Origin of the sequence: Methylobacterium cerastii, assembly GCF_022179125.1 — a bacterium.
Taxonomy (GTDB): Bacteria; Pseudomonadota; Alphaproteobacteria; order Rhizobiales; family Beijerinckiaceae; genus Methylobacterium; species Methylobacterium cerastii.
In genome coordinates this window covers 1-5249 of record NZ_BPQG01000138.1, presented here as the reverse complement: position 1 = coordinate 5249, position 5249 = coordinate 1, and the positions used below count along the sequence as shown (strand labels likewise).

Below are 5249 nucleotides of genomic sequence, written 5' to 3'. Positions count from 1 at the left end.
ACTTCTGCAGCAGCCTGTTAGAGGGCTTTCGGCCCGGCGGGATACCGACCGGACGAAAGAAAGCGCGTCACGCGACCGGTCGTCGACGCCTCTTGCCGAACGCGCGCAGATCGACGGCACACGACGCTTCCTGCCCCGTCGAGCCCGGACGTCCGTCAGGCCGGGAGAAGCTGGATCAGCAGGTCGCCGACGAGGAGGACGAGGAGGGCCGCGCCGATATAGGACGGCATCCGGCTCGTGCGCCCGCGTTCCCAGACCGGGAACGCCGCGACGTCCTCCGCGTCGTCGAGGCGGCCGAGCCTCAGCACGGCGCCGGGGACCGGGCGCCGACGAAGGCCGGGGGGACGCGGTCGGCGGCCCGTTCGGCGTCGGCGATCTCGCGGATCAGGTCGGCGCGTTGCGCGTCGACGAGGTCGGGCAGGATGTCGTCGTCGCACGCGTCGATCGCCGCGATCAGGCGGAAGCCCGACCCGATGCGCTCGAAGGCGACCCGGACCTCGCGCTGCGCGTAGGGGTCGTGCGGGTCGAGGCAGACATGCTCGGGCATGGTATCGGGACGCGATGCCGCCGGGGCGGCGAGGGCGTCCGCTTAAGGGGGGCGCGTGACGGCCGGATGACGGGCGCGGGCGCCCGTCGTCGAGGTCCTCTCCTCGGTAGGCCCTACTTGCCGCCGGACTGCGCGTAGGCGTCGATCGCCCGGCGGCAATTCTCCGTCAGCGCGTCGCGGTTCTTCTTGAAGCACGCCTCCATCGCCGGATCGTCGGGATCGATGTCGCCGCAGAGTTTCAGCGCGTCGCCGGTGCAGTACTTCTTCAGGTCCGCGTTGCCGCGCGTCGAGGCGGGGGCCGCGAGGGCCGGGACGGCGGTGAGGGCGAGGACGAGAGCTAGCAGGGCGGCGCGCATCGTGGCTTCCAGATGAGAGGATCTTGGGCGGCTCGAGGATGGTCGTTCGGTCGAGGCCCACGGCAAGGAACGCCGCACCGTGCGAAACGGCTCCGTCGTGGCCGGCCCGCGCGCCTGCGGCATCGACCGCCCGCGGCGATGCACGGATCGGATGTGACGAAACCCGGCGCCCGGCGTTCTCGACCCATGATCGATGATGCGCCTCGCCTCGGCTTCTGCTGCAAGTTCGTGCTCACGCCGCCCCCGGACGGCTTCAAGACCCTGAAGGCCGCCCGCGAGGCGACGCTTCGGATGAACCTCACCAACGCGACCATGGCCTCCCTGACGGCGCTGGCGCCGGCGGCGCGCCGCGCGAAGATCGAGGGCCTGGTGCGCCACAACCTCGGGGCCCTGGAGCGCCAGATCGCCTGGGTCGCCGGGCGCCCGCCGATCGAGCGGCTGCTGCGCATGGCGAGCAACGTCCTGCCGGGCTACACCCATCCCGTGGCGCGGGACATCTACGCCGAGCCCGAGATGCGCCGCCTCGTGGAGGCGGGCCTCGCCCGCTGCGGCGAGGCCGCCCGCGCAGGCAGCGTGCGCCTCAGCTTCCATCCCGGCCCGTTCTGCGTGATCGCCTCGCGCAACCCGGCGGCGTCCGAGAACGGCATCGCAGAGTTCGAGTACCACGCCGAGCTGATGGCGCTGCTGGGCTACGGCGACGGCTGGCACCCGCACGGCGCGCACATCAACATCCATGTCGGCGCACGCGATCCCGGCACCGAGGGCTTCCGCGCCGCGCTGCCGCGCCTGTCGCAGACGGCGCGCGACCTCATCACCGTCGAGAACGACGAGAACGCCTTCGGGCTCGAGGCGGTGCTGGCGCTCGCCGACAGCGTGCCGGTGGTGCTCGACCTGCACCATCACTGGGTCGAGAGCCGGGGCGAGTACATCGCGCCGGACGATCCGCGCGTCGCGCGGGTGCGCGAGTCCTGGCGCGGGGTGCGGCCGGTGGCGCATGTCAGCGTCTCGCGCGAGACGGTGCTGCCGGAGCACGATCCCGACGCGCTGCCCGACTTCGTGGTGCTCAACGAGGCCGGGCATTCCTGGCGCGACCTCGCCGCCCATTCCGACATGATGTGGAACCGCGCCCTCAACGCCCTGGTCGCGCGCCACCTGGCGTGGGCGGATTTCGAGATCGAGGCGAAGTCCAAGAACCTCGCCTCCGACGCCCTGTCGGCGGAACTCCGCCGCGAAGGCGCCGCCGCATTCCCTTCCTAGGCCCGCTGGCGTACCGATCGGGGGCGGCGAAGTCGGGCGCGGCAGCCGGCCCCCCAAAGGCCGTACGTCGCGTTCCCGACGCGCATGTTCGAGACGATGCCCGCGCCGAAGGCGGGCCGACGGGATGCGAGATGCGGGATCTGAGTCCGGAGGACGCGCAGGCCGTCGACAGGTTGGCGTTCCACCTGCTGCGGGAGGCCTATTGCGACCTCGCCGGCGTGATGATGCGCGCGAACGCCGAGGCCGCCCGCACCGTGCTCGGCACCATCGAGCAGCGCCTCACCGACACCCTCGGCCGCTTCCACTCCGAGACGGCGGAGGGCGCCGCCTCGACGGCCATCGTGATCGCGGTCGGCGACAGGATCGGCGACGTGATGGACGAGGCCCAGAACCGGACCGGCGCCGGCGCCTCCGCCCTAAGGCGGGCGGCCGACCCACGAAGCTGAGGACGCGCGGATGTGGAAGCGTGGTCGCGTCCGACGCGGCGGCTACGCCGACGGTCCGATCCATCGCGACGACGCGATCACAAGAAAGCCCGGCGCGGATGTCTCCGGCCGGGCCAAGGTGATCTCGGGTCTCCTGCCTGAACCGATCAGGACCGGCCGTCATCCACCAGATGGGGGATCGCTGGCGCGCCAGCGCAGCAACGCCCGGCCGCCGTAGGGCAGCTCAAGGCGGCGGGATCGATCAGGGGAAGGACTTGAAAGGGTGATGGCTCCCCGAGCAGTTCTCAAATAATCTTTCAAAATCAAAGCTATCTGCCCCGCACCTAGGGTGAGGGGGGCTATTGAGTCGTAAGGGTTATTTTCAGTGCGCCCCGCACCCGACCGGACGATGGCGTTCCGGACCAGCCACCGCTACGATCGCGCCATGCCCGATCCCACCACCAGCGAACTGTTCAAGGCGAAGACAGTCACCGACGACGAGGTGAACGTTGTCGTCGGTATGTTCGCAGCCACAGATGACAAGGGTCAGAAATGATAGGTCGCTGGATCGCTGTGTGCGCGACGCTTTCGGCAGGGCCGGTGCTTGCTCAAAGTCTGACCTTCGCGCCAACGAGCGTCGTCGCGCCGGGCGCGACGAGCCCTCTTGATGGTCAAGCGGTTGACCCGGCTAACGCGTACATCCGCACCCTTGTACCGACCGGACGCGGTAGCGGCTCTTATGAGCAGTTCATTCGACTAAGTGACCTCTATGCCCGACTTCCTGCTGGTCCAGCCGGGCCTCCGGGTCCGCAGGGACCGCAAGGCATCCAGGGACCAGCAGGCATGAGCGGAGGGCTGGACTCGGCTGCACTCGTCGCAATCGCTGGTCAATTGGATCGAATCACGCGTCGACTCGAGGAGGGAATTGCTCTCGCAGGCGCGATCAACATCTTGCCGCCCAACCCAGGAGACCGTTTCGCCGTATCCTTTGGAGGCGCGGGGTATGGTGGCGCGGGCGCCGGATCAATCGCGATTTCAGCGCGCATCGACGAAAGCACTCTAGCGTACGTTGGATATGCCCGCGGACCGACACAAGGCTTGGTCAAGGGCGGGCTCGGGTTCTCGTTCCGGTAAGCGAGCATGGTGCGCACCGCGGTCCTGCTCGCGCCCCCGGGGGCGCCGAGAGCAAGAGCCCCTTCCACGAAAGCTTTGCACTACAGCCCGAACGTCTCGCCTATCTTTAGCGATTGAACAAAACGACTTTTTACAATGGTGAATTAGTCACGAAAATGACGTATAGTACCTAATATGTTTTAGTGAAACAAATAATAGGCCGCTTCGTCGTATTGGATGGTCGAAAATACTATTGTGTAAGTTTTATTAAATAATCTACATTAATAATTTAATTGCCATAAACAAATATACGCCGCAGTCGGTGATATGTTTACGTGTGATTATCTCAATGTGCGATATCATAGCCGTAGCATAGGTGGAGGCATAAGTGGCTGACTACAATATAAAGGGATATAAGTACGGAACTAGCGTGAGCGCTGGGTCAGCTGGCGGAATTTTGACTTGGGCCCTCGATGCTTCAGTTCCAGACATTTTTACCTCTGTAATAACAGCATCTTTTAACGACTGGACCAGCAAAGCCAATATTCAATTTCAACAGGTTAGCTCTGCTGTTACCTCTACAATAAAATTCACAATGTCGTCTGTAGATGGATTAAATAGCGTTTTGGCTACGGGCGGCTCGTCATATTACCAATCTTCTAACCCTATTAAACAGGCCGTTAGAGGCACTGTAAATTTTGATATCGACGAGAAATGGCATATTTCTGGTTCATCTGTAGTCTCGGATAGTGGTATAAACTTATTTAATGTCGCTTTACATGAAATCGGCCACGTCCTCGGTCTAGACCATTACAATGCAAGCCCTTCAATCATGAATTCTAACGTAGACCGTTCTCTTACTGATCTGACACAATCCGATATTGATGGAATACAATATTTATATGGGCCTTCTAAAGTAGTTGGCGCTTGGACATCGCTCGTCGATCAGAAGTACTACACAGCCCAGTATGCTGACGTAGCAGCATCAGGGATTGATCCGGCCACCCATTACAACTCTGACGGTTGGCGCGAGGGTCGGAATCCAGACAAATACTTTTTCTCGACGGGCTATTTAGCTGCAAATTCTGATGTTTCTCGGGCAGGAGTCAACCCGCTCGCGCATTACGATCAGAGTGGCTGGAAAGAGGGCCGCGATCCGTCAGCCAACTTCGACAACGAGCTCTACCTGTCGCACAACCCCGACGTGGCCCGAACCGGCATCGATCCGCTTGCTCACTATTTTACCAGTGGTCAAGCCGAAGGGCGGCAAGCCTATGCCGCGGTCGGCAAAGCCGCAGATCTTAGTACCCATTCCGGCTTCGACTCAGAGTACTACCTCTTGTCGAACGCGGACGTCGCCAAGGCTGCCATCGCTGCCGGCGGCGACAGCTTTGCGTTCGCCTACAACCACTACGAGGCCAACGGCTGGCACGAGGGTCGCAACCCGAACGCGGTGTTCGATGTCAGGGGCTACCTCGCGGCCTATACGGACATCGCAGCAGCCAACATCGATCCGCTCGCGCACTACGAGGCGAACGGCTGGAAAGAGGG

The 5249-nt window shown here is 63.5% G+C and carries 8 protein-coding genes; 5 read left to right on the top strand and 3 right to left on the bottom strand.

The window, feature by feature from the left end:
• Positions 1 to 155: 155 nt before the first annotated feature.
• From MFF13_RS26115 to MFF13_RS26105, 3 genes are all read right to left on the bottom strand, one after another.
• Positions 156 to 308 carry a hypothetical protein gene (locus tag MFF13_RS26115; protein ID WP_187273655.1) on the bottom strand — a complete coding sequence of 51 codons (153 nt, stop codon included), beginning with the start codon at positions 306 to 308 and terminating at the stop codon, positions 156 to 158.
• Positions 302 to 547 carry a hypothetical protein gene (locus MFF13_RS26110; RefSeq protein WP_147829400.1) on the bottom strand — a complete coding sequence of 82 codons (246 nt, stop codon included), beginning with the start codon at positions 545 to 547 and terminating at the stop codon, positions 302 to 304. The genes MFF13_RS26115 and MFF13_RS26110 overlap by 7 nt, the downstream gene beginning before the upstream one ends.
• A gap of 113 nt (positions 548 to 660) precedes the next feature.
• On the bottom strand, positions 661 to 903 hold the full coding sequence (locus MFF13_RS26105; protein WP_147829398.1) for a cysteine rich repeat-containing protein: 243 nt from the start codon (positions 901 to 903) through the stop codon (positions 661 to 663).
• A gap of 186 nt (positions 904 to 1089) precedes the next feature.
• Here MFF13_RS26105 and MFF13_RS26100 point away from each other — a divergent pair, with 186 nt between their 5' ends.
• From MFF13_RS26100 to MFF13_RS26085, 5 genes are all read left to right on the top strand, one after another.
• Positions 1090 to 2160 carry an apurinic/apyrimidinic endonuclease family protein gene (locus tag MFF13_RS26100; protein WP_147829396.1) on the top strand — a complete coding sequence of 357 codons (1071 nt, stop codon included), beginning with the start codon at positions 1090 to 1092 and terminating at the stop codon, positions 2158 to 2160.
• A gap of 131 nt (positions 2161 to 2291) precedes the next feature.
• Positions 2292 to 2606, top strand: coding sequence for a hypothetical protein (locus MFF13_RS26095; protein WP_147754176.1), 315 nt, complete (start codon positions 2292 to 2294; stop codon positions 2604 to 2606).
• A gap of 388 nt (positions 2607 to 2994) precedes the next feature.
• A complete protein-coding gene (locus tag MFF13_RS26090) occupies positions 2995 to 3141 on the top strand; it encodes a hypothetical protein (protein WP_238273380.1) in 147 nt (48 codons plus the stop codon).
• Positions 3138 to 3719 (top strand): YadA-like family protein, encoded by a 582-nt coding sequence (locus MFF13_RS26625; RefSeq protein ID WP_373322618.1) that lies wholly within the window; start codon positions 3138 to 3140, stop codon positions 3717 to 3719. The genes MFF13_RS26090 and MFF13_RS26625 overlap by 4 nt, the downstream gene beginning before the upstream one ends.
• A gap of 367 nt (positions 3720 to 4086) precedes the next feature.
• Positions 4087 to 5249: matrixin family metalloprotease (locus MFF13_RS26085; protein ID WP_238273379.1), on the top strand; the 1163-nt coding region annotated here is incomplete at its 3' end.

What these genes read in the sequence shown, in the direction of transcription:
- MFF13_RS26625 (WP_373322618.1), top strand. Translation starts at nt 3,138, where the DNA reads ATGATAGGTCGCTGGATCGCTGTGTGCGCGACGCTTTCGGCAGGGCCG.
- MFF13_RS26090 (WP_238273380.1), top strand. Translation starts at nt 2,995, where the DNA reads ATGGCGTTCCGGACCAGCCACCGCTACGATCGCGCCATGCCCGATCCC.
- MFF13_RS26095 (WP_147754176.1), top strand. Translation starts at nt 2,292, where the DNA reads ATGCGGGATCTGAGTCCGGAGGACGCGCAGGCCGTCGACAGGTTGGCG.
- MFF13_RS26100 (WP_147829396.1), top strand. Translation starts at nt 1,090, where the DNA reads ATGATCGATGATGCGCCTCGCCTCGGCTTCTGCTGCAAGTTCGTGCTC.
- MFF13_RS26110 (WP_147829400.1), bottom strand. Translation starts at nt 547, where the DNA reads ATGCCCGAGCATGTCTGCCTCGACCCGCACGACCCCTACGCGCAGCGC.
- MFF13_RS26105 (WP_147829398.1), bottom strand. Translation starts at nt 903, where the DNA reads ATGCGCGCCGCCCTGCTAGCTCTCGTCCTCGCCCTCACCGCCGTCCCG.